The sequence below is a fragment of the Roseovarius arcticus genome (genome assembly GCF_006125015.1).
GTDB lineage: Bacteria > Pseudomonadota > Alphaproteobacteria > Rhodobacterales > Rhodobacteraceae > Roseovarius > Roseovarius arcticus.
The window spans coordinates 2,992,930-3,015,583 of the sequence record NZ_SZZN01000001.1 but is presented as its reverse complement, the minus strand read 5'-3'; the positions used below and the strand labels follow the sequence as shown (position 1 = coordinate 3,015,583).

Sequence of the window (22,654 nt, the reverse complement as noted above, 5' to 3'; positions counted from 1 at the left end):
GTAATCCCCCCATTTTTAATGGGGTCCAGCCGTAGAATTCAGGCGGCTGTCTTTAGTTTCATGGCAGGTGTCATGCCGCCGATTCCCATGTTGGGTCGCTCGTTGTTGTAAGTCCAGAGCCATTCAGTTGCTTGGTCCTGTGCCTCCTCGATGGTTTCAAAGGTGTATTGCCCCAGCCATTCACCGCGAACGGTACGATTGTAGCGTTCGATGTAAGCGTTCTGTTGTGGCTTGCCCGGCTGGATATATTCCAGCCGAACATTGCGTTTCTCGGCCCATTCCATCAGCTTACCACTGATATATTCTGGGCCATTATCGACGCGAATTGTCTGCGGTTGTCCGTGCCATTCAATGATCTGGTTTAAGCTTCTGACAACTCTCTCTGCGGGCAGCGAAAAGTCCACTTCGATGCATAGACCCTCGCGGTTAAAGTCATCCAGCACGTTTAATGTCCTAATCGAGCGCCCGTCTGCCAGCTGATCCGCCATGAAATCCATGGACCATGTCTCATTGGGCTTATCAGGCACCGCCAGGGGCTCCGGCTTGTCCCGCTTCAAGCGTTTCTTCGGCTTGATACGCAGGTTTAGCTCCATTGCGCAGTAGATCCGGTAAACCCGCTTGTGGTTCCAGCCGTAACCCTGGACGTTGCGCAGATACAGGAAGCACAGGCCGAAGCCCCAGTTGCGCTTGTTTGCTGTCAGACGTTCCAGCCAATCGGCGATCTCTTCATTCTCATCGCTCATAACAGGGCTGTATCTGTAGCAGGTCTCGCTGATCTGGGAACGCCCGGCACGCCGACGCGATGCTTACGCCGTGTCGTACGACCGCATTCATGGCCATCTCTCGTCGCAGAGACGGCCTTAACGCTTTTTTCCAAGGGCTTCCTTCAGCAGATCATTTTGCATGCTCATCTCAGCATACATGCGCTTCAGACGGCGGTTCTCCTCCGCCATATCCTTCATCTCAGACATCAAAGACGCATCCATGCCGCCAAACTTGGCGCGCCACTTATAGAAACTGGCGCTGCTCATGCCATGCTCACGGCAAAGCTCAGAGACCGGCACACCGCCCTCCGCCTGCTTCAACACGGCCATGATCTGCGCGTCGCTGTATCGTCCGTTCTTCATCGTAAATCTCAGATACCTTGCCGAGAAAATTCTACTTTTGAACACCACTAATTTTAGGTGGGATTACCGGTGGACATCCGCCGATGCTGTTGGAGAAAATGCTACGGGCTTACTTCGCTCAGAACTGGTATGCGCCGAGAAACCGATGGCGGAAGAGACGCTCTATCACAGCGAGGCGATGCGCCGCTGAGCGGTGCTCGAACTTGGTAATGACCGCATCCCTCCTTTCAGTGACTGCTTCGCATACCCCTGCCGAGCAGTGGATGAGCCCACAACCCTGAACTTCCAGCATCTGCTGAAGCGGCGTAAACCCCTGCTAGGTCTGGAAACGCAATATCGGATTGTGGGATTTCGTTCACCGGACCGAAAACTGGTGTGCGTGCCAGAACCGCGGCGCGCTGTTCGCGAACTTCAGCGGTCAGAAGCTGGATGGGCTTTCTCAATCCCGGGTAGCTGCGTGGTCCCATCGCCAATTCATAGCCGAGGTAGCGTTGGTAGAACGCGGTATGTTCGGCCCGCACCGGAGCAAGGGCCAAGTCGATGTCGTAGAACATCGTCGCGAGAAACGGGATGCGCAGGACCAAAAAATGCAGTGGCACACGCTTTTTGCGGGCCGCTGGGTTGATTACAAAACGGGTCGCATCAAGGATCGTTTGTCCGCGCGTGAGATTATCCAGAATTTCGGGGAACACCTCCAGCGTCGGCGATGTGAACGAAAGCTTGGACATTAAATGGAGGCGCACCGACGCCAAAATCTCCCCGTCCATTTCAACCGCGACATGGACGCAATTCGCGGTCTCGTCGAATGCGTCGGTCATGATGCCAAGCTCGTTCTCGGCGATCGATCGTCCGGCACGGTAGCATTTGTAACGCAAGCGATATAGATTTTCGAGGTCTTTGCTGTCAGTTAGAACTTTGTAGCGGACGTTCTTCAACGCGTCGATAACTTGTTCGTTCATGCTCGATCCTATCGCCCGTACGCACTATGGCTTGGCTTGACATACGAGCAGGTCGCTGTAGCCACGATAAACGACTTCTTGTCTCTGGATTTCGAAACCGGCTGCGGTGGCAGCGGATGCGATCTGGGCCTCGGTGTGCGTCCAGTAGACGCCGTTCTTTTGTGCCTTGAGGATGGCCTTGTTCTGCTTGGCGATCTCTCTACCCTGCCAGAAGACCCCGAGCGCGCCGGCCAACCCCTGTTTCTTTTTCAACTGTGAGAACAGGTAGTCGCGCCAGTCGGCCACGTTCATGTGACGGCCGAGATCGACGAGGTAGAGCCAACCGCCTGGACGGAGCAACCGACGCATATCCTCGAGTCGCTGCTCTGGCGCGGGCATCGCGTAAAGCGCGTGAACGCAGACGACAAGATCAGCCGTGCCTCGCCCTACGATATTTTCAAGCGGTAGAGCTTCATAGCTAATATTTTTATGGGCTGCCAATTTGGACCGCGCCGTCCCGATCATGCCAGCGTCGGGCTCTGCGAGGCGTATCTCACTTTCAGGGCAAGCACGGGCCGCGATCTCGGTGTAGTTTCCGGTGCCGCCGCCGATGTCATAGATTATGCGCGGCGTCTCTATCGTCGCAAGGAAAGCCTCAAAGTCGTGCAGTATCGCTTGGTACTCAGGGTTGTGCTCGGACAGCAGATCATAGGCCGTTGCATAGGCACTCCAATCGGCACGTACCGACCGATTTGCTGTTTCAGACGTATCGAGACTGTCAGAACCTGACCCGTAAGCAGGAGTGTTTGATTGCATGGGGGAGACTCCAAGGTTCAATTGGGAATGATTTGCTACACGGCCTTTCTCACAAACGTGACGCCATCAAACTGACATTACAAGGATTTTGATACACAGTGGTGCCATTATCCCCTCATTGTTTCCTATTAGACAACAAACTGAGCGCAGACCGGTGACCTAACTTGAGTGAGGTAAGAGTAAGACACCCAGATTCGTTGGCGTTGTCATCGTTGCGAAATGGGCTCCGGATGGGAGCACAACCTCAAATTGTGAGGTCAGTCTGTGGGCTTGACCTGTTTGAGTCCTATGAGGGCTGCCCGGATCGGCCGCGTGAGAAAGTTTCGCTTGCTTCACAAAAGTCGCAGTGCGCTGAACCGACAATGTGACGTTGAAGTGGCAAAGGCGGCGAATTTCGCGGCGAATTTCGCAGATCCGCCGAAATTCGACCTCAATGTTTGGCGACAACGAGCGAATCGTAAAGTCGAAGCAAACTTGGAGTCGTGATGAAAGTATTTGCGGTTTATGATGATCCGATGGTGTTGGTATTTGGCTATGACGATCAAATTGTGCTGGATCTCGTCGCGCATTTTCTCGGTATCGCAGCGCATGACAACGACAACGCTGCGCCCTCGCCGATTGCAGTCCTTGAAGTCATCTCTAAGGCGGAAGGGGATTTCGGCTTTTGACTATTATCGTGTCCACACAACGGGTCGTGCGACCTAAACCGGGAGAGACCCCGTCGGCTGACCGCATGCTGGGTTCGGAGCGCCGCTGCGTTTCGCCTTTTATGGTCAGGCTTGGCTTCTGCGCGGCGTGCTCTGCCTGTTCACCAGACGCTTGCTCACATCGGATTTGGGCTTTGTCAGAAGAAACTGGCTTGAGTCGGGCAGGGCAGTTTCGTCGCATCTATCCATGACAAAACGCGACCCCTTCAAGTAGTTTCACAGCTGCCCTGAGATCATCCGCCTGGCAGTCATGATGTGCGTTCGCTTTTCCCCTTCGCTCCGAAACGTCGAGGACCTGCTGCACGAGCGCAGGATCGACATGAGCCATGAAATGGTGCGGTACTGGTGGAACCGGTTTGGCCCAATGTTCGCCGCAGAAATCCGTCGAAAACGGGTGCAGCAGATGTGGTCGCATTCGAACTGGCAGTGGCATTTGGACGAGTTTTCGTGAAGATCAACGGCGAGCGACACTACCTGTGGCGCGAGGTTGATCACGAGGGTGAAGCGTTGGAAAGTTTCGTCACGAAGCGCCGAGATCACAAAGCGGCATTGAAATTCCTCAAGAAATCAATGAAGCGCCACGGACTCGCCAACCGCATTTTAGCCAGGCTCTGAGCTAACGTGCTAACGGTTTGACGCCTAACCTCATGGCGCGAAATGGGGACTGTTGCATTGACTAGCTTGCAATGATGATGCCGACTATGACCCATAGTAGAAGAGGGGGACTGTCATGAGCCGCGATCCGTCCAAGGGGACACCGGTATCCACGAAACATCATCCTTATTGCCGTGCGCTGATATTGTCAGTTTCCACTGTCCTACGCCGACGTCTGTGACCTTCTCGTTCTGCGGTAATCTTTGACAGTATCAGTTTGATGTCGGTGTCGCCAATGAGACCACTCCAATGAGGCACACCACCCTCAGTGTGAACCGACCGTCAGCAGCCAATAACTGGCAATAGACGGCGGTTTCGCCCTCCCGCAACCAACCCCTTTGCCACAAATGGTACGGTGATGGCGGGCAAGCACTCTTGTTTTATATGAGTCCGCCGGATCACGATGACAGTAGAGTACAGCAGGAGATGTTAAGTTGGAGGCGATTGTCGGGGCGCTGACAGTTAAGGCGTCGATAAACATGGCCGCACTTGCAAGAGCTCAGATAAAGGGCATGCAAGCAGTTCAATACGCGCCCTTCGATTTCCACGCAGCCCTATATGGTGTCGTTGGCGTGGACCTGAGCCGGTCACATGGCCCCGACCTGTCATTGGCGCTGAAACCGGTGGCCGTGAGCGGGGTTGATCTCAAGGGTTGACCAAGCGCCAAGTACTTCACCGCTTTGCTCAGGCTTGTTGAATAACACGATGGCGCGTTCTCGACAGATCGGCTGTGGCTGCGAATTGACCGGAAATTCGAATTTCCTTTCTGTTTGACTGGACTTCCTCCACTGCCAGAGCGGTACTGTCAGCACGCGTCGACTTATGCGCGCGCGTCGCCCGGTTAATCCGGGCTCTGCTCAGTAGCAGCGGAATGTTTTCGCTGATTTCTGAGGAGACCGACATGGCTATTTCAACGCAGAAACGTGCCCCGAGATCGAACGCTGGCGCTGGCGGACGCATCACAAAAAAGGACCAGTTGATCAAACTTTTGGGTCAAAAGAACGGCGCCGACATCAAGGCGATCAGTGACAAGTTTGGCTGGCAACTTCATTCCACGAGGGCCGCGCTGAGCGGGCTGCGCAAGGCGGGCTACGAGCTGGACACTCAAAAGCTGGAAGGCAAGCCCGCGCGCTATACGATACTATCGATTCCCCCATTGGCCGAGGTTCAGCTGGATGCCGCATGATCCTATACTTGATCGCCGGGTCGCTCTGGCGAAATGGGAGGCGACCTTCGGGTCGCCTCCTCCGCCGCATTTATCGGTGGCCTTTCTGCGCAAGGCGGTGGTCTATGCAGGGCAGTGCAAGGCCCATGGAGGGCTGAGTGCTGCAAGCCGCAGAGCCTTGCGGGCTGTTGTTAAAGGAACTTCGGCCGGCGCTGCGCCGGTGGCGTCCCTGCGGTCCGGCACCCAACTGGTGCGGGAGTGGAATGGCCGGACCTATCAGGTGCAGGTTATTGAGAACGGTTTTGAGTTGGATGGCAGAACGTGGGCGTCATTGTCCGCCATCGCGAAACACATCACGGGGGCCACATGGTCGGGTCCCCGCTTCTTTGGCCTGACCCGCCGGATCGGCGGTAAGCCATGAAGAAAATCCGCTGCGCGATCTATACCCGCAAGTCGACGGAAGAGGGCCTGGAGCAGGAGTTCAACTCTCTCGACGCGCAACGGGACGCCTGTGCTGCATATGTCGCCAGCCAGAAGCACGAGGGGTGGGTGCTGCTGCCGGCACAATACGACGACGGGGGCATCTCAGGCGGCACCATGGAGAGGCCAGGATTGAAGGAGTTGCTCCAGCACGTTGAGAAGGGCCTTGTCGACCAGATCATCGTCTACAAGATCGACCGCCTGACCAGATCGCTGACCGACTTTGCCAAGATTGTTGACCGTCTCGACGCCTCCGATGCCTCATTCGTCTCCGTCACCCAATCCTTCAACACGGCCACGAGCATGGGGCGCCTGACCCTCAATATGCTGATGAGTTTCGCGCAGTTCGAGCGGGAGGTGACGGCCGAACGTATCCGGGACAAGATTGCCGCCTCCAAGCGCCGAGGCCTCTGGATGGGCGGCAAGGTCCCCATCGGCTATGAGCCTAATGGCCGAACACTCACGATTCATGAGGGAGAGGCAAAGACCGTTCGAACGATCTACGATCTATACGAAAAGTTGGGGACGGCTCGCGCGGTGAAGGAGGAAGCGGACCGTCTAAACCTGCGCTCGCGTGTGCGCCAGACGTCGAAGGGCAAAGTCAGCGGCGGAGGCACGTTCGATCGCAGCCACATTCATCATATCCTCACCAATCCAATCTACGCGGGCCGGGTGCGTCACAAAACGCTCATCCACGATGGGCAGCATGACGCAATCATCGATCCGGTGCGCTGGAACCATGTTCAGACAATGCTGCAGCAGAACACCGCAAAAGACCGGGAGAAAAAAACATCGAAGAACGCATCTCTCCTCTGCGGCAAGCTCTTCGATGAGACCGGCGACAGGCTGACCCCGTCTCACACCAAGACAAAGCGCGGCACGCGGATCAGATACTACATCTCCCACCGGCTGATCAAATGCAGCGGCGAGGCGAACCTTGATGGCTGGCGCCTTCCTGCAGAGGAGCTAGAGATTAAGATCGCGCATCTTGTTCGCCAACGTTTGTCTTCGCCAGTGTTTCAGAACGCCCTGTTACACGACGCGGCCAGTGATGAGATCGGGCGCTGTCATGCGCGTCTCCAGACACAGGTTAAGGACGGCCAGATCGCATCTGTTCTTGCTTTAATTGATAGGGTCGAGATCCTACCAGGCAAGCTGGTGATCCACCTCGATAATGAAGCTGTCGCAGAGCTATTCGATCTTGATCGAGAATTAATTCCTGAAGCATCAATCAAGTTCGAGGCGCTCTTCCAGTTGCGCAAGCGCGGTGTGGAAACCAGATTGATTTTGGAGGGCACACCGACAACGCGAGATATGAAGCTGATCGCGAACATCGCCAAAGCGCATCAGTGGTTCGAGGAGGTGAAGGCTGGCAAAACCTTCACGCAGATCGCTGAGACACATGGAACATCGACGCGCCGTGTTCAGCAGGTGATTGACCTCGCCTTTCTGGCGCCCGACATCGTCCGGGACATTTTGGAAGGCACCCAGCCTCTCGGCCTGAAATCCGACTGGTGCAATCGCCACGCGCTGCCGCCGGGCTGGGCAGAGCAGCGTGCCGTGATCGCAACCCTCTAGACACCCTCACCAAACTCGTATCGCGGAAATGGCGCGCCCAGACTTCTCGGTAAATTGGGGCATGGTTGGCACCACGAGCGGGTCTGCAATTGAACGGATAGCCCGCAAGCTCCCGAATACACGCAGTCTTTCCAAGACAAAGGCGAAGCGTCTGGAAAGCATAGGGTGTCTGGTCGGGCTGAGAGGATTCGAACCTCCGACCCCCTGCTCCCGAAGCAGGTGCGCTACCAGGCTGCGCTACAGCCCGACCGTGCCGCGGAAATAATGGCTATCCGCGATTTATGCAAGCCACGCTACCATTGCATTCGTTCCCAAGCGACGTCTTATGCACTGGGTTTTTACAGCAGCCCGTCGTCTTCGACCGTCACCGCGCAGAGGCGCTGCTGCGATTATCGGATGGTGCACCAATCACCAGTCCCGCGGTTCTTGCTTTGAACGCACGAAAAACCCCGAACGATGGCTCGCCGGGGTCTTTTGTAATTTTCGCACTAAAACGGCATCAAAGGCTCGCGTTCAGCGCCTCAATGATCGCGTCACCCATCTGGCCTGTGCTCAGCGGCGTGCCGCCGTCCGGGCCCATCAGGTCGGAGGTACGGGCGCCCTGCGCCAGCACGGCCTCGACAGCGCGCTCTAGCCTGCCGGCCTCATCGCCGTGATCGAACGAATAGCGCAGCGCCATGGCAAAGCTGAGGATGCAGGCAATGGGATTGGCCTTGCCCTGTCCGGTGATATCGGGGGCCGAGCCATGAACCGGCTCATACAGTGCCTTGGGCCGACCGTTCGCCATCGGGGCGCCAAGGCTGGCCGACGGTAGCATCCCAAGTGAGCCGGTCAGCATTGCGGCAGCGTCGGACAGAATGTCGCCGAAAAGGTTGTCGGTCACGATTACGTCGAACTGTTTGGGGTTGCGGCATAACTGCATCGCGCCGGCGTCGGCATACATATGCGACAGCTCGACATCGGCGTAGCTTTCGGCGTGGACGGCTGTGACGACCTCGCGCCACAGGATGCCGCTCTCCATCACGTTGGCCTTCTCCATCGAGCAGACCTTGTTGCCGCGGCGGCGGGCAAGCTCAAACGCGGCGCGCGCGACGCGGTCGATCTCAGACGTTGTGTAGCGCTGGGTATTGATGCCCACACGCTCGCCGTTTTCCACGAAAATACCGCGCGGTTCGCCGAAATAGATGCCGCTGGTCAGCTCTCGCACGATCATGATGTCGAGGCCGGCGACGATCTCTTTCTTCAGCGACGAAAAATCCGCTAGCGCGTCAAAGCATTGCGCCGGGCGCAAGTTGGCAAAGAGGTCCATTTCCTTGCGCAGGCGCAGCAGGCCGCGCTCAGGCTTGACCGAAAAGTCCAGATCGTCGTATTTCGGCCCGCCCACGGCACCCAGCAGCACGGCGTCCACCTCCTGCGCCTTTGCCATAGTGTCGTCATGCAGGGGCGTGCCGTGCTTGTCATAGGCGCAGCCACCCACGAGGTCGGTCGTAACGTCGAAGGGCATATCTCTGTTGGCAGCGTACCAATCAATGATCTTGGTCACCTCGGCCATGACTTCGGGGCCGATCCCGTCACCGGGCAGGATTAGAAGGGAAGGGGTGCTCATGTGGGGCCGTCCTTATGAGGTTATGCACGTTGGCAATTCGGGTATCGCGAAGGAGGGCGTAGGTCAAGAAAGGGCAGGTGCAGCCGGTGCCTGTAACAGTAGCGGTTTTGCCATCGCCCAGTTGTGCAGCATCTCGCCGCCCCGGCAAATCTCGCGGCGCTCGCCACAAGAGAACCCCATGCGCAAAAAGAACGGGCGCGCGCCCTCACTGGCCTCAACCGACAACTTGCGAATACCGTGCGCCTTCGCCCACGCCTCAAGCAATAGGAACAGCGCGCGCCCGATGCCCTGCCTAGCGGGATGGCAGTAAAAACAGTCGATATGCCCGTCTTGACCAAGCTCGGCAAAGCCCACTAACCGGCCATGTAAATCCACGGCAACCCAAATGACGCGCCCGTCCCCTATCCGAGCAAGAAATGCGTCCGGCGTCATGGCACGCGGGCTCCACGCTGCCAACCTGGCGGGGCGTATAATCGGGCCCACCTGTAGCATGGACACTTGCGTGCATAAGCATCGCCAACGCAGCGGCATCGCAGGGTTCAAAATGTCTGATCGTATGTGCCAGCATCACGCATCCCGGCGGTCGCGCACAAGGCAGCCCGCATGCTGCCTTGTGCGACGGCGATTACTGCGCGTTCGGCAGGATGACGATTTCGACCCGGCGGTTCTGCGCCTTGCCTGCATCGGTCAGGTTTGATGATATTGGCTGATCCTCGCCGCGGCCAAAGGTACGGACACGGTTGTAGGCGACCCCGCCCTGCCGCAGCACATCGGCAACTGCGCTGGCGCGACGTTCGGACAGATCCTGATTATATGCAGCAGCGCCAGTATTGTCGGTGTGGCCGACGACTTGCACTGTGCTGCCGGGATAGTTTTGCAGGCTGTCTGCCACAGTCAGCAGATCACCGCGCAGTGCGCTATTGACCGCCGCGCTGTCGACGGCAAAGAGGATGTCCTGCGGTAAGGTCACGATTAGGCGGTCGCCGGTGTTGTTAATCTGAACGCGGTCATTTTCCAGATCACGGCGAAGCTCGGCCTCCTGCTTGTCCAGTGCGTTGCCAATCGCGGCCCCGCCCAGTGCGCCGATGGCACCACCGATAAGTGCGCCCTTACCCTTTTTGTCGCTGGCCACAGCGCCGGTTACGGCGCCAGCAAGGCCGCCTATTAATGCGCCCTGCTGTGTCTTGTTCGTGCCAGTGCCAGTGCCGTAGCCTTGGGTGCTGTCGCAGGCTGTCGTCAGCATCAATGCAGCACCAGCGCTGAGAAGAAGGGATTTTTTCGCTAGGATCATGGTAATTTAGCCCTGTATATGCTTTGCCCGGTCAGTCGGACTTGGGCGGACTATAGGGTGGCAAGGGGCCATGCCCAATACACAATACCGCGCAAATCGGCAGCAATCCGCGCATTTCCACGAAGCATCATCCGGCCTCGGCGCGCGCGCTCTCCCACGCCAGAATACCGCGTTTAACTGGCAGACCCCAGTGATACCCGCCAAGGCCACCAGATTTGCGTAGCGCGCGGTGGCAGGGGATCAGCAGGCTGATCGGATTGCGCCCCACAGCGGTGCCGACAGCGCGCACAGCCTTGGGATGGCCGATCGCTCCGGCAATCTGGCTATAGGTGGTGACGTGTCCCGACGGGATAGCCAGCAGCGCCTCCCACACCTTGATCTGAAAGGGCGCACCGATCAGAAAAAGCGGTGTCGCCTCATTGTGTTCGGCGCGGAAGGCGTTGAGTGCCCAAGGGCGCAGGCGCTCCGCATCCTCGATAAACTCTGCGCGTGGCCAGCGGGCCACCAAATCTGCCATCGTCGCCTTCTCGCCCGCCTCGGCGGCGAAACCGATGCCACAGATGCCCTTGTCCGTGCCCATCACCAACGCGGTGCCAAAGGGGCTATCGAACCAGCCCCAGTAGATCCGCAGTCCGGTGCCCTTGCGGGCAAAATCGCCGGGGCTCATCGCCTCCCACCGCAGGAACAGATCGTGCAGGCGCCCGGTGCCCGACAGGCCTGCCGCGTCCGCCGCATCCAGCATTGTGTGCCGCTCGTCCAGCAGCGATTTGGCGTGGCCCAGCGTCAGATATTGCTGATACCGTTTGGGCGATACGCCCACCCAGCCTGAGAACAGCCGCTGAAAATGCGCAGCGCTCATGCCCATTTCGGCAGCAAGCTGGTCCAGCGTCATGCCCGGGCCGCCTGCATCGATCACCTCGATTGCGCGGCGCATAACATTGAAATGATAGCTCTGATCGCTCATGGGATTATCTCCTCTTTGGCCATCAATCTACGCGTGCCGCCCCTTTGCCGCGACCCGAATGTTGCGCAATGGCGCAAACCGCGCCATTAGAGGCGCCATGAGCAAGCAACTCGATTATCACACGATCCGCGCCATTTTTGAGCGTTTTCAGCAGGCCGAGCCTGAGCCTCAGGGCGAGCTGGAGCATGTGAACGTCTATACTCTCGTCGTCGCCGTCGCGCTGAGCGCGCAAGCCACCGATGCAGGCGTTAACCGGGCCACGCGCGGCCTGTTCGCCGTTGCCGATACCCCGCAAAAGATGCTGGATCTGGGCCTTGAGGGCGTCACTGAACATATCAAGTCAATCGGCCTTTTCCGGCAAAAGGCCAAGAACGTGATCAAGCTAAGCCAGATTTTGGTCGACGACTACGCAGGCGAGGTGCCAAATTCGCGCGCCGCCCTGCAATCGCTGCCGGGGGTGGGCCGCAAGACGGCGAATGTTGTGCTGAATATGTGGTGGAACATGCCGGCGCAGGCGGTTGACACGCATATCTTTCGCGTCGGCAACCGCACCGGCATCTGCCCCGGCAAGGATGTCGTGGCGGTCGAGCGCGCTCTGGAAGACCACGTTCCGGCCGATTTTCAACACCATGCGCATCACTGGCTGATCCTGCATGGCCGCTATCATTGCAAGGCGCGCAAACCCATGTGTCCCACATGCCTGATCCGCGACTTGTGCCCATACGAGGACAAGACGACATGAAGAAATACCAAGCAGTCGGCATCGGCAATGCCGTGGTCGATGTGATCTGCCGCAGCGATGACGCGTTTCTAAAGCGTATGGGCATCGAAAAAGGCGTGATGCAATTAACCGACGAGGCGCGCGGCGCGGCCTTGTATGACGCGATGGAAAATCGCGTGCAGATGGCCGGCGGATCCGTCGCCAACACAATCGCTGGTCTCGGCGCGCTGGGGTTGACGACTGGCTTTGTCGGGCGCGTGCGCGACGACGTGCTGGGCCGCGCCTACGCCGGTGATATGACGCACGTAGGCACTGATTTCGTCAATGCGCCCGTGGCGGGGCAGGGCACGCCCACCTCGCGCTGCATGATTTTCGTCTCGCCCGACGGCGAGCGGTCGATGAATACCTATTTGGGCATTTCGACAGATTTGGGCCCCGAGGACATCCCGGAGAGTGCCGTGGTCGGCACCGATTTGCTGCTGTTGGAGGGATACCTTTTTGATAAACCGCAAGGCAAATTCGCCTTTGGCACCGCCGCCGAGGCGTGCAGGACTGCGGGCGGCATGGCGGGCATCTCGCTGAGTGATCCGTTCTGCGTTGATCGCCACCGCGCCGATTTTCTTGGGTTGATTGGCGGCCTCGACTACGTGATCGGGAACGAACATGAATGGACGTCTCTCTACGAGACGGAGGATCTGGACGCCGTGCTGGACCGCGCCGCGCAAGATACTGGCCTTGTGGTTTGCACCCGCTCGGGCGCGGGTGTGATCATCCGGCGAGGGAATGAACGCGTAGACGTGCCCGTGACGCGCATCGCGCCTGTCGACACGACCGGGGCAGGCGACCAGTTTGCCGCAGGATTCCTTTATGGCCTCGCCAATGGTGCGCAACTGGACGTGGCTGGACGTATGGGCTGTATCGCGGCGGCTGAAGTCATCTCGCATTACGGCGCGCGGCCGGAGACGGACGTGAAGGCGCTATTTGCGGCCGAAGGGCTGATTTAATCTGCTATGCAGGTTATGAGATTTAGGTATCTCTCCCAAGAATAAGCGCAGAGGGCGCGCGCCCCTTTTCCGGTATCGGTCGCAGTGATCGCGATGCAAACCGGGGCCGGGGCGCGGCTTTTCTTTGGAGGGGCACCAGCCGATCAGCCTGTACCGTGCCACTGAATTTGGCAGATCATAGTTAAGAAAAAGTTAGCGTATTTAGGGATGATAGAACCTAAATCCCTCACAGCCAGAACGCGCCCCGACTAAGGTCATTCACCCAGCTTGGCATGAACCTCGTCCAAGTCGATCTCGCCGATCGGCATCTTGTTCGACGGGTCCGCAAAGTCGTATTTGAACAGCTCGAAATCCGCCTTGTAGATCTCATAGACCAGATGCATCGACAGATCGTCGAAGTAATCCTCGACCGGGTGCGCGCGTTTGGGGCCGTGCCCCTCGCTCTCGTTAAAGCGGGGGATCGCGGCCAGATCGACCTTGTGTGGCGTCTGGATCGCGTTCAGCACGTCCTGCATCCCGTCGTTGAATGCCTCAGTCCAAAAGATGCGATCATACGTGCCGCCGTTGACGATATACGTGCTGACATGGCCCGACATTGCTGACCAGTGGATGTCAGGCTCCATCGGGCGGCGCCAGCGGATGGTGTCGCGCGCGAATAGCAAAAATCGCCGGAAACTGGCAATTTGGTCAAACTCCTGTTTGCCGTCGTCACCGCCGACCTCAATCCCGTATTTCTGCACAAGCAGCGGCACCAGCTTGCCCCGGTAGCGTTTGCCGTTGCGCTGGATGCCGCAAATTTTGTCGAAAAAGCTGGAGAGGATCCGGGTGTAGGGATTGCGCACGCAGGTAAAGGCGTAGGATTGGTGTGCCTTGACGTTGGCCGAAATCAGCGCTTGGCTGTCATCCAGAGCCCACTTGTGCATCCCGCCTTTGGCGTCATGGATATCACCGTCGAAAAAGGCGCCATGATCGGAATAGTACATGATCTGCCCAATGGTCGAGCAGGCGCATTTCGGCACCACGCGGTACACGACGCTTTCGCTCTCGGTCATCCAAGTGCCGGGAAACCCCATGTTCGTGGTCCTTGCCTTACCTCTGGTGTCCCGTTGAGGACTTATTGTTATTTGCCATGATAAAACAGGATTATTACGGTTTCCACGGCAGGTATTCATGATTATTACGGTAAACAATCGGCAGAACAAGGGGTAGTCTGTTTCCCATATGGCGAAAATTGCCTACATACTTTTGTGCCACAAGGACCCGGAGGCCGTTATCGCGCAGGCCGAGTTGTTGACCGCTGTGGGCGATTGTATTTCGATACATTTCGATGGCCGCGCCAAGCCCGAGCATTTCAAACAGATCAAGGCGGCGCTGGCTGGCAACCCGAACGTCTGTTTCGCGCGCAAGCGGGTCAAGTGTGGCTGGGGCGAGTGGAGCCTGGTGCAGGCCACGCTACTGGCAGTCGAGGCGGCGGTGCGCGCCTTTCCGCGAGCTACGCATTTTTATATGCTGTCGGGCGATTGTGCCGCGATCAAATCGGCCCGCTATGCGCATGATTTCCTCGACGCCGAAGATGCGGACTATATCGAGAGCTTTGATTATTTCGAAAGCGACTGGATCAAGACCGGCATGAAGGAGGAGCGGTTGATCTATCGCCACTTCTTTAATGAGCGCAAGCACAAGTGGCTGTTCGAGACATCCTTTGCGCTGCAGCGGCGCTTGGGTCTTAGTCGCGACATTCCCCGCGACATTCAGGTTCAAATCGGCAGTCAGTGGTGGTGCCTGCGCCGCCGAACCATCGAGTGGATCCTTGATTTCACGCGCCAGCGGCGTGACGTCATGCGATTCTTCCGCACCACTTGGATTCCGGACGAGACTTTCTTTCAGACGCTGGTGCGCCACATCGTGCCCGAGGCTGAGATCCGCGCGCGCACGCTGACCTTTTTGATGTTCACCGATTACGGTATGCCGCAGACTTTTTATAACGATCACTATGACCTTTTGTTGGGGCAGGACTTCCTTTTTGCGCGCAAAATCAGCGCTGAGGCGACTGACCTGAAGGCACGTCTGGCGGCACTCTATGCCGACGACCGGGCTGAGTTCAAAATTTCGGACGAGGGCCGCAGCCTCTTTAAGTTTTTGACCGGCCGAGGCCGGATTGGCCGCCGCTTTGCCAGCCGCTTTTGGGAGGCAGAGAGCACGCTGGGGCGCCACCGCGAGTTGATGATCGTCGTGTGCAAAAAATGGCACGTGGCCAAGCGGTTGCTGAACCAGATCAAGCAAGTCACGAATGTGCCGGCAACTGAGTATCTGTTTAACGAGGAAGGCACCGCATTGCCTGATCTAGGCGGCATTCAGGCGACACTTGCCAAGCGGACACGCCACCGCCGCGCGCTGATGCGGATGCTATTCGACTATCATGACACCGACCGCATGATCGTGTGCATGGACCCCGGCAATCTGGACCTACTAGAGGATTTCTGCGGCGACCGTTCGGTCACCCGCCTGCTCGAAATTCAATGCGTGTTCACCGATGACTATCTGATCGGCCACTCCATGCGCGTCGGCTTGGCGGGCGAGCAGACGTCCGCAGAAACGCTAGAGCGGCTTTTGCCCACAATCCGCGGCGAGACGACGTATGAGAGCGACAAAATTCGCGATGCCGGGTTCGAGCATCATTATATCATGCAGCAGAACGCCAGCGACGAAGACAATGCTGTGCCAATCTCGAAATTCCTGAGCATTACGCATGATCAGGCGCTGGGCATCGCGCGCACCGATCATCTATTTGCAGACTAAGGACGCATCATGGCTTTTGACTACGACGACCAGAATATCTTTGCCAAGATCCTGCGCGGCGAGATCCCCAACGATACCGTGCTGGAGACGCCGCATTGCCTCGCGTTCAAGGATATAACGCCGCAGGCGCCAGTACATGTGCTGGTGATCCCCAAGGGTGCCTATGTATCCTACGACCACTTCGCCGCTGAGGCGAGCGATGCGGAGATCGCGGATTTCACCCGCGCCATCGCTGAAGTGTGCCGCATAACTGGCCTGCATGGCGCTGACGCAGCGGGTGGTTTCCGCGTGATTTCCAATGCGGGACCTCATGGCTCGCAAGAGGTGCCACATCTGCATATGCATGTGCTCGGCGGTCGCCCATTAGGTGCGCTGCTGGCCAAGGGGTGAGCGCGCCCGGTCCTTTTGCCCAGACGCCGGCGCCGCCCTATTATGCTGTGATCTTTACCAGCCTGCTGGGTGAGAATGATGCAGGATATGCCGCGATGGGCGATGCCATGTTTGCGCTGGCGCTAAAGCAGCCCGGCTGTCTGGGCGCTGAGAGCGCGCGCGGCGCGGACCGCCTTGGCATCACCGTGTCGTATTGGCGCGATGAGGCCAGCATCGCAGCTTGGAAGGCCGAGGCGCAGCATCTGGCAGCCCAGAAATACGGGATCGAACGCTGGTATACCCATTACGAGTTGCGCATCGCGCGGGTTGAGCGGGCGTATTCCGGCCCTGAAGGGCGCAACGCCCCGTCGCTGCCGTGCTAAGCTGTATTAGCGGCTGCGCGTCAGGTTTAAGAAAACGTCCTGCAAATCTGCCTGCTCGGTGCGCACGTCGCGGATGCGGATACCGGCATCACGGACGGCGGCCAGCACCTCCTCGGCGCTTGTCTTGCCCGCGCTATAGCTGAACGCCAGCGCGCCGCCCTCGCGGCGCGTCACGTCAATTCCGCGCGCTTGCGGTAGTGCGGTTACTTCGCCATCGGGGATGATGACCATGCTGCGCGTGTCCAGCTGCGCCAAAAGGTTCGCGGTGCTGTCGCGCGCAACTAAATCGCCGTGGTTAATGATTGCGATTTCGTCGCACATCTCCTCGGCCTCTTCCAAATAATGCGTGGTCAGGATGATCGTCATGCCACCTGCGTTCAACTGCCGAATGTTTTCCCACAGCATCTGGCGCAACTCGATGTCGACGCCTGCCGTCGGTTCGTCCAGCACCAGAATATGGGGCGTGTGCACCAGCGCCTTGGCCAACAGTAGGCGGCGGCGCATCCCGCCGGACAGGGTGCGCGCATAGGCGTGCGCCTTGTCCTCAAGGCCAACCAGCGCGAGGATTTCGTCGCTGCGACGCTGCGATTTTGGCACGCCGTAGAGGCCCGCCTGCACCTCCAGCGCGGCGCGCGGGGTAAAGAATGGATCCAGGTTCAGCTCTTGGGGCATGACGCCGATTGCCGCACGGCTCTGGCGCGGGTTCACGTCCTGATCGAACCCCCAGATTCGGACGTTACCGGCGGTTTTCACAACCAACCCGGCGAGGATATTGATCAGTGTCGATTTACCAGCGCCATTAGGGCCAAGCAGGCCAAATACCGAGCCCGCTGGAATATCCAGATCAATGCCCTTCAGCGCCTCTTTTTCGGGGGCACCCTTGGCCCCGCGATATGTCTTGCGCAGGCCGCGTATTTCGATTGCATTCGCTGCCATGGTGCCCTTGCCCCTGCCGTGCCGTTCCATCATAAACGAGGGCGTAGTGGAAGAGCAGCCAAAAGGAAACGCCCAGATGGTGACCAAAGCGCCCGAAACGCGGATTGTCGACGACTACCGCATTGCCTGCGACGGCAACGGTCCAGCATCGGGCCATCCACGCGTCTGGCTACAGATTCCGGTCGGTCGCGGCTGGGTCGAGTGCCCCTATTGCGACTGCAAGATGATTCACCGCGATTACGTGGGCAAGGTCTAGCCCGCCCACCGCCGCACTGCCTGTGCGGTCAGGATCTAGGTACTTAGACCAAGAAAAACACTGAAGCCACGTCGTAGGAGGCAAGCCCATGTCATTTGGAAAAGGGTGTCATCTGCACCTGATCGACGGCTCTGCCTTTATCTTTCGGGCGTATCACGCGCTGCCGCCGCTGACGCGCAAATCCGATGGGCTGCCTATCGGCGCCGTCTCCGGCTTTTGCAATATGTTGCAACGCTATGTCGAGGGGAACACAGGGCCCGATGCGCCGACGCATGTGGCAGTGATTTTTGACAAGGGCAGTCACACGTTCCGCAATGATCTGTTTCCTGAATACAAGGCCAACCGTGAAGCGATGCCAGAGGAACTGCGCCCGCAGATCCCGCTGACGCGCCGCGCCACGCTTGCGTTTAATATCGCCTGCAAGGAGGTCGAGGGGTTTGAGGCCGACGATATTATCGCGACGCTATCTGTGCAGGCGCGTGATGCGGGCGGGCGGGTCACGATCATCAGCTCGGACAAGGACATGATGCAGCTAGTCGGCGGCGGCGTCGAAATGCTGGACGCGATGAAGAACCGCCGGATCGACGTTGAGGGCGTCGAGGAGAAGTTCGGCGTAGGCCCGGACCGCGTCGTTGACGTACAGGCCCTGGCAGGCGACTCGGTCGATAACATACCGGGCGCGCCGGGCATCGGGATCAAGACTGCGGCACTGCTAATCAACGAGTTTGGCGATCTGGACACGCTGCTCGCCCGCGCTGGCGAGATAAAGCAGCCCAAGCGGCGCCAGACGCTGATCGACCACGCGGACCAGATCCGTCTGTCGCGCCGACTGGTGCAGCTGGATTGCGCCACGCCGCTTGATTTCGGGTTGGACGATCTGGAGGTGCGCGATCCCGATGCGGACGTCCTGCTAGGCTTTTTGGCCGAAATGGAATTCCGCACGCTGACGAATCGCATTGCCGCCGCGATGGACGCAGAAGCGCCCGAGATTGACGACACGCCCGAGGGTGCGCCCGATACAAGTGCGCCTGAAATGCCCGAGATCGACCCGTCCAAGTACGAGCATGTCAAGGATATGGCCGCGCTCGGTGTCTGGATCGACCGCATTCGTGCGCGCGGCTATGTCGCCGTCGATACCGAGACGACGTCGCTGAACGAAATGCAGGCCGAACTGGTTGGCATATCGCTCTGCGTTGAGCCTGGACAGGCATGCTACATCCCACTGGGCCACAAGGGCGAGGGGCAGGGTGATCTGTTCGGCAGTGCCGCGCTGGCCGAGGGACAACTGCCGCTGCAAGACGTTCTGGATGCGTTGAAGCCCCTGCTGGAGGATGCGAGCATCCTCAAGATCGGGCAGAACATGAAATACGATGCCAAGGTATTGGCCCGCTACGGCGTAGAGGTGGCGCCCTTCGATGATACGATGCTGATTTCCTATGCCCTGCACGCGGGCCTTCATGGACACGGCATGGACACGCTAAGCGAGCGGTATCTGAACCATAAACCCATTCCGATCAAGTCGTTGCTGGGCGGCGGCAAATCTGCCATCACATTCGACCGCGTGCCGGTGGATGATGCGGTGAAGTACGCCGCCGAGGATGCCGACATAACCCTGCGCCTCTGGACGGTGCTGAAACCGCAGCTTCATAAGGCGCAAGTCACCCGAGTTTACGAGACGTTGGAGCGGCCGTTGGTGCCCGTCCTGGCACATATGGAGCGCAATGGGATCGCGGTAGACCGCAATGTCCTCAGCCGCATGTCAGGTGCGTTCGCGCAAAAGATGGCCGCGCTGGAGGAGGAAATCCACCAGTTGGCAGGGCGCAAGTTCAACGTCGGCTCGCCCAAGCAGCTGGGTGAGATCTTGTTCGACGAGATGAGCCTGGATGGCGGCAAGCGGGGCAAGACGGGCGCCTACGCGACCGGCGCCGACGTGTTGGAGGATCTGGCAACCGAGCACGAATTGCCCGCCCGCGTTCTGGATTGGCGCCAGATATCCAAACTGAAATCAACCTATACCGACGCGCTGCAGGACCACATCGACCCTGACACGGGCCGCGTGCACACCTCCTATATGCAGGCGGGGGCAAACACCGGGCGGCTTGCCTCCTCGGACCCAAATTTGCAAAACATCCCAGTGCGCAGCGAAGAAGGGCGGCGCATCCGCGAAGCGTTTGTTGCGCCGGAGGGTCGGGTGCTGGTCAGCCTCGACTACAGCCAGATTGAGCTGCGGATCTTGGCCCATGTGGCCGGGATCGATGCGCTAAAGCAGGCGTTTCGCGACGGGCAAGACATCCACGCCATGACCGCCAGCGAGATGTTCGGTGTCGCGATGGAGGATATGACCCCCGACATCCGCCGCCAGGCCAAAGCGATCAACTTTGGCGTGATCTACGGCATTTCCGGCTTTGGCCTGGCGCGAAATCTGCGCATTCCTCGTAGCGAGGCGCAGGGCTTTATCGACCGGTATTTTGAGCGGTTTCCGGGCATTCGCGCCTACATGGACGACACCGTGGAGTTTGCGAAAAAGCATGGCCATGTAGAGACGCTGTTCGGCCGCAAGATCCACACGCCAGAGATTGGCGCCAAGGGGCCACGTGCCGGATTTGCCAAACGCGCCGCGATCAACGCGCCGATCCAAGGCACCGCCGCAGATGTGATCCGCCGCGCGATGATCCGCATGCCGGACGCCATTGAGGGGCTACCGTGCAAGATGCTGCTGCAGGTGCATGACGAGCTGCTCTTTGAAGTGGACGAGGGCGCCGTGGACGCCGTCATCAAGGCTGCCCGCGACGTGATGGAGGGCGCCGCCGAGCCGGTGGTCAAGCTGTCTGTGCCGCTGACGGTCGACGCCGGGCAGGGGGCCAACTGGGCCAAGGCGCATTGAGCCGGTTCCTGATCCTGCAACTTCGCCCCGAACGGGACGCGTCTGACGCCGAATTCGCCGCCTTTCTGGGCAAAAGCGGGCTAGAGCCTGCCCGCGCGCATCGCATCCGGCTGGACGCCGAGGCGCTACCAGATGGTTTGAACCCGGCGAATTATGCGGGCATCATCGTCGGGGGCGGGCCGGGCTGCGTCAGCGACGCGCCTGAGGATAAATCCCCCGAACATGCGCGTATCGAGGCCGCTGTTATGTCGCTGATGCCGCGCGTGACGGAGGGCGACATTCCCTTTCTTGGCTGCTGCTACGGCATCGGCATTCTAGGCCAGCATCTGGGCGCGCCCGTCGGTAAGGGCCACTATGGCGAGCCGGTCGGCACGGCGAGTTGCACAGTAACGCAGGCAGGCCGAACCGACGCCTTGCTGGCAGACCTGCCAGACAGCTTTGACGCGTTTGTCGGCCATAAAGAGGCGCTGGAGGCATTGCCGGACGGATGCGAGCATCTGGTGTCCGCGCCCAACTGCCCATTCCAGATGGTGCGATATAAATCCAATGTCTATGCCACGCAGTTCCATCCAGAGGCCGATGGCGCGGACTTCGAGCAGCGGATTGAGACCTACAAGAACCACGGCTATTTCCCCCCAGAAGAGGCGTTGGATCTGGTCGCCATGTGCCGCGCGGCAGATGTGCATGCGCCCCAGAAAATCCTGCGCAACTTCGTGCAGCGATACGGCTGAACCGAAGAACTGACTGCTACATGATATGCCCGGATTTGCGCGCCTTGGTCGCCAGATATTCTGCGTTCTGTGCGGTCTGGCCCACGATCAGCGGTACGCGCTCGGTCACGTCCACGCCGCTGCGGCGCATCATGTCGATTTTAGCCGGGTTGTTTGTCATCAGGCGAACGGAACTGAATCCCATTTTGCGCAGAATACCCGCGCCAATGCGAAAGTCGCGCTCATCATCCTCAAATCCGAGGCGGTGGTTTGCCTCAACCGTATCAAAGCCCTGATCCTGAAGCGCGTAGGCACGCATTTTGTTAGCCATGCCGATACCGCGCCCCTCTTGGTTGAGGTAAAGCAGAACGCCGGCGCCCGCGCTGCCCATTTGCGCCAGCGCGGCGCGAAGTTGCGGACCGCAATCGCATTTCAAGCTGCCAAGGACATCGCCGGTAAAGCAGGCAGAGTGCAGCCGCGCCAGCACCGGGGTGCTGCGCGCGGGATTACCGATCTCGATCGCGTAGTGCTCTTCGCTGCCGTCTTCGGGGCGAAATACGTGAACGCGGCCCGCATGGCTGGCGGCGAGCGGCACGCGGGCGCGGGCAACGGCGTGGGGCGGGCTGGCAATGCGCATCGCTGCCTTCGCCGCCTCAGCAGGAAGCACGCTTAGATTTTCAGTGGCGGCGCGGGCGGCGGCGTCCGGAAATGGTAGCACCAGCATGGCGGGCAAGAGGCGCGCAGACTTGGCCAGCGACAATGCAAGACGGTGCAGGCCTGCATCCTCGCCCCGCTGGGTGCGAAACGGTCCTTTCATCGGACTGTCCAGATCGTTTTCCGGGCTGGCGACTGCACGAATGCATGCGAGATCTGCGTCCGGCGGCAGGATAATGCGCGCCAAATCGCCGTCATAGGCGCGCGCCTTTAGCGTTTCGGCCCGCCGGGCGGTCACAGCCAGCGCCAGAGGCACGCCTGCCTCATCGGCCAGACTGCGCAGCGCTTCGAGACGGGGCGCGTCAACCGTCTCGGCAGCGGCAACCAGTGCGCCGCCCTCCGCGCTGGTCAGCGCGACTGGCAGGCCCATCGCCAGATCGGCGCGGACCCGGGCAAGCAGGTGGGTGATGTCGGGTCGCAGGCTCATTCCGGACGCTTTCATGGCTTGGTCCCGATCTAGCCTTTATCGCACGAAAATGAAACATATGCCGCGCATGCTACACTAGGGCGTGATCGCGTTGACGCATTTCTTGCCGTAGCGGCATACGGGCA

The 22,654-nt window shown here is 59.1% G+C and carries 22 protein-coding genes, 1 tRNA gene and 2 pseudogenes; 14 read left to right on the top strand and 11 right to left on the bottom strand.

Annotation, left to right across the window (positions count from 1 at the left end):
• Positions 1-38 precede the first annotated feature (38 nt).
• The 3 genes and pseudogenes from MK6180000_RS14500 to MK6180000_RS14490 all read right to left on the bottom strand — a co-directional run bounded on the left by MK6180000_RS14500 (position 39) and on the right by MK6180000_RS14490 (position 2,881).
• Positions 39-1,127 (bottom strand): annotated as a pseudogene (locus MK6180000_RS14500) (IS3 family transposase).
• 227 nt (positions 1,128-1,354) lie between these two features.
• Positions 1,355-2,086, bottom strand: a complete 732-nt coding sequence (locus MK6180000_RS14495; RefSeq protein WP_138935377.1) for an N-acyl amino acid synthase FeeM domain-containing protein — start codon at positions 2,084-2,086, stop codon at positions 1,355-1,357.
• A gap of 24 nt (positions 2,087-2,110) precedes the next feature.
• Positions 2,111-2,881, bottom strand: a complete 771-nt coding sequence (locus tag MK6180000_RS14490; RefSeq protein ID WP_138935376.1) for a class I SAM-dependent methyltransferase — start codon at positions 2,879-2,881, stop codon at positions 2,111-2,113.
• A gap of 485 nt (positions 2,882-3,366) precedes the next feature.
• Between MK6180000_RS14490 and MK6180000_RS14485 the strand changes: the two genes are divergently transcribed.
• The 6 genes and pseudogenes from MK6180000_RS14485 (at position 3,367) to MK6180000_RS14465 (ending at position 7,465) form a co-directional block, all read left to right on the top strand.
• A complete protein-coding gene (locus tag MK6180000_RS14485; protein WP_138935375.1) occupies positions 3,367-3,549 on the top strand; it encodes a hypothetical protein in 183 nt (60 codons plus the stop codon).
• Between the two features lie 271 nt (positions 3,550-3,820).
• Positions 3,821-4,182 (top strand): annotated as a pseudogene (locus tag MK6180000_RS14480) (IS6 family transposase); the annotation flags it as partial.
• A 539-nt stretch (positions 4,183-4,721) separates the two neighbouring features.
• Positions 4,722-4,898 (top strand): hypothetical protein, encoded by a 177-nt coding sequence (locus MK6180000_RS20375; protein ID WP_212751909.1) that lies wholly within the window; start codon positions 4,722-4,724, stop codon positions 4,896-4,898.
• 245 nt (positions 4,899-5,143) lie between these two features.
• Positions 5,144-5,428, top strand: a complete 285-nt coding sequence (locus MK6180000_RS14475; RefSeq protein ID WP_138935374.1) for a DUF3489 domain-containing protein — start codon at positions 5,144-5,146, stop codon at positions 5,426-5,428.
• Complete coding sequence (locus MK6180000_RS14470; RefSeq protein WP_138935373.1) at positions 5,418-5,828, top strand: DUF2924 domain-containing protein; 411 nt, start codon at positions 5,418-5,420, stop codon at positions 5,826-5,828. The genes MK6180000_RS14475 and MK6180000_RS14470 overlap by 11 nt, the downstream gene beginning before the upstream one ends.
• On the top strand, positions 5,825-7,465 hold the full coding sequence (locus MK6180000_RS14465) for a recombinase family protein (protein ID WP_138935372.1): 1,641 nt from the start codon (positions 5,825-5,827) through the stop codon (positions 7,463-7,465). The genes MK6180000_RS14470 and MK6180000_RS14465 overlap by 4 nt, the downstream gene beginning before the upstream one ends.
• A gap of 170 nt (positions 7,466-7,635) precedes the next feature.
• Here the strand turns inward: MK6180000_RS14465 and MK6180000_RS14460 are convergent.
• From MK6180000_RS14460 to MK6180000_RS14440, 5 genes are all read right to left on the bottom strand, one after another.
• Positions 7,636-7,712 (bottom strand) — tRNA-Pro (locus tag MK6180000_RS14460).
• A 252-nt stretch (positions 7,713-7,964) separates the two neighbouring features.
• A complete protein-coding gene (gene leuB / locus MK6180000_RS14455) occupies positions 7,965-9,071 on the bottom strand; it encodes a 3-isopropylmalate dehydrogenase (protein ID WP_138935371.1) in 1,107 nt (368 codons plus the stop codon).
• Between the two features lie 63 nt (positions 9,072-9,134).
• Positions 9,135-9,503, bottom strand: coding sequence for a GNAT family N-acetyltransferase (locus MK6180000_RS14450; protein ID WP_246040535.1), 369 nt, complete (start codon positions 9,501-9,503; stop codon positions 9,135-9,137).
• Between the two features lie 193 nt (positions 9,504-9,696).
• Entirely contained in the window at positions 9,697-10,362 is a 666-nt protein-coding gene (locus MK6180000_RS14445) for a YiaD family glycine zipper/OmpA-like lipoprotein (protein WP_138935370.1), read from the bottom strand.
• Between the two features lie 127 nt (positions 10,363-10,489).
• The gene (locus tag MK6180000_RS14440; protein WP_138935369.1) at positions 10,490-11,326 is read right to left on the bottom strand and encodes a methylated-DNA--[protein]-cysteine S-methyltransferase; all 837 of its coding nucleotides are present in this window, start codon (positions 11,324-11,326) and stop codon (positions 10,490-10,492) included.
• 97 nt (positions 11,327-11,423) lie between these two features.
• On the opposite strand from MK6180000_RS14440, the gene nth reads away from it, so the two are divergent.
• Both nth and MK6180000_RS14430 read left to right on the top strand, forming a co-directional pair.
• A complete protein-coding gene (nth, locus tag MK6180000_RS14435) occupies positions 11,424-12,068 on the top strand; it encodes an endonuclease III (RefSeq protein WP_138935368.1) in 645 nt (214 codons plus the stop codon).
• Positions 12,065-13,051 carry an adenosine kinase gene (locus MK6180000_RS14430; RefSeq protein WP_138935367.1) on the top strand — a complete coding sequence of 329 codons (987 nt, stop codon included), beginning with the start codon at positions 12,065-12,067 and terminating at the stop codon, positions 13,049-13,051. The genes nth and MK6180000_RS14430 overlap by 4 nt, the downstream gene beginning before the upstream one ends.
• A gap of 254 nt (positions 13,052-13,305) precedes the next feature.
• On the opposite strand, the gene MK6180000_RS14425 is transcribed toward MK6180000_RS14430, so the two are convergent.
• On the bottom strand, positions 13,306-14,124 hold the full coding sequence (locus MK6180000_RS14425; RefSeq protein ID WP_138935366.1) for a sulfotransferase family protein: 819 nt from the start codon (positions 14,122-14,124) through the stop codon (positions 13,306-13,308).
• A 148-nt stretch (positions 14,125-14,272) separates the two neighbouring features.
• Here MK6180000_RS14425 and MK6180000_RS14420 point away from each other — a divergent pair, with 148 nt between their 5' ends.
• The 3 genes from MK6180000_RS14420 to MK6180000_RS14410 are packed head-to-tail and all read left to right on the top strand — an operon-like array spanning position 14,273 to position 16,602.
• A complete protein-coding gene (locus MK6180000_RS14420) occupies positions 14,273-15,850 on the top strand; it encodes a DUF5928 domain-containing protein (protein WP_138935365.1) in 1,578 nt (525 codons plus the stop codon).
• A gap of 9 nt (positions 15,851-15,859) precedes the next feature.
• Positions 15,860-16,240, top strand: a complete 381-nt coding sequence (locus MK6180000_RS14415) for an HIT domain-containing protein (protein ID WP_138935364.1) — start codon at positions 15,860-15,862, stop codon at positions 16,238-16,240.
• Positions 16,237-16,602 (top strand): antibiotic biosynthesis monooxygenase family protein, encoded by a 366-nt coding sequence (locus MK6180000_RS14410; protein WP_212751908.1) that lies wholly within the window; start codon positions 16,237-16,239, stop codon positions 16,600-16,602. Before MK6180000_RS14415 ends, MK6180000_RS14410 begins: the two co-directional genes overlap by 4 nt.
• Before the next feature lie 6 nt (positions 16,603-16,608).
• Here MK6180000_RS14410 and MK6180000_RS14405 read toward each other — a convergent pair whose 3' ends face one another.
• Entirely contained in the window at positions 16,609-17,538 is a 930-nt protein-coding gene (locus MK6180000_RS14405) for an ABC transporter ATP-binding protein (protein WP_138935363.1), read from the bottom strand.
• 76 nt (positions 17,539-17,614) lie between these two features.
• On the opposite strand from MK6180000_RS14405, the gene MK6180000_RS14400 reads away from it, so the two are divergent.
• From MK6180000_RS14400 to MK6180000_RS14390, 3 genes are all read left to right on the top strand, one after another.
• On the top strand, positions 17,615-17,794 hold the full coding sequence (locus MK6180000_RS14400; protein WP_138935362.1) for a zinc-finger domain-containing protein: 180 nt from the start codon (positions 17,615-17,617) through the stop codon (positions 17,792-17,794).
• Between the two features lie 88 nt (positions 17,795-17,882).
• Complete coding sequence (polA, locus tag MK6180000_RS14395; RefSeq protein WP_138935361.1) at positions 17,883-20,678, top strand: DNA polymerase I; 2,796 nt, start codon at positions 17,883-17,885, stop codon at positions 20,676-20,678.
• Positions 20,675-21,409: a glutamine amidotransferase gene (locus MK6180000_RS14390; RefSeq protein ID WP_138935360.1), complete on the top strand. Its 735-nt coding sequence runs from the start codon at positions 20,675-20,677 to the stop codon at positions 21,407-21,409. Before polA ends, MK6180000_RS14390 begins: the two co-directional genes overlap by 4 nt.
• Before the next feature lie 16 nt (positions 21,410-21,425).
• On the opposite strand, the gene ribA is transcribed toward MK6180000_RS14390, so the two are convergent.
• The gene (ribA, locus tag MK6180000_RS14385) at positions 21,426-22,529 is read right to left on the bottom strand and encodes a GTP cyclohydrolase II (RefSeq protein ID WP_138935359.1); all 1,104 of its coding nucleotides are present in this window, start codon (positions 22,527-22,529) and stop codon (positions 21,426-21,428) included.
• Between the last annotated feature and the right edge of the window lie 125 nt (positions 22,530-22,654).